Origin of the sequence: Burkholderia sp. LMU1-1-1.1, from assembly GCF_040675865.1 — a bacterium.
Lineage (GTDB): Bacteria > Pseudomonadota > Gammaproteobacteria > Burkholderiales > Burkholderiaceae_D > Rugamonas.
The window spans coordinates 1-297 of sequence record NZ_JBEGHG010000054.1 but is presented as its reverse complement, the minus strand read 5'-3'; the positions used below and the strand labels follow the sequence as shown (position 1 = coordinate 297).

Sequence of the window (297 nt, the reverse complement as noted above, 5' to 3'; positions counted from 1 at the left end):
TGCGTTTGTTGATACATACAATCATTACCCATCGCACCCGCCTGTCGGCGTTTGCGATCAATAAAAATTTACTTACTTCTTCCAGATTGTTAAAGAACGTACAGCACTTGATCTCTAAAAGATCAAACCTAAACCTCTAATGGCTTACGTTTGCGCTTTTATGTGAACCTTTGGTGGAGGATGACGGGATCGAACCGACGACCCCCTGCTTGCAAAGCAGGTGCTCTCCCAGCTGAGCTAATCCCCCTGAGATTTACTACTAGGGTAAAACTGGTAGGGCTGGTTGGACTCGAACCA

1 tRNA gene is annotated in these 297 nt (G+C 46.1%); it reads right to left on the bottom strand.

The features are described 5' to 3' along the window. Positions 1-171: 171 nt before the first annotated feature. Positions 172-247, bottom strand: a tRNA-Ala gene (locus MRBLMU1_RS25525). Positions 248-297 lie beyond the last annotated feature (50 nt).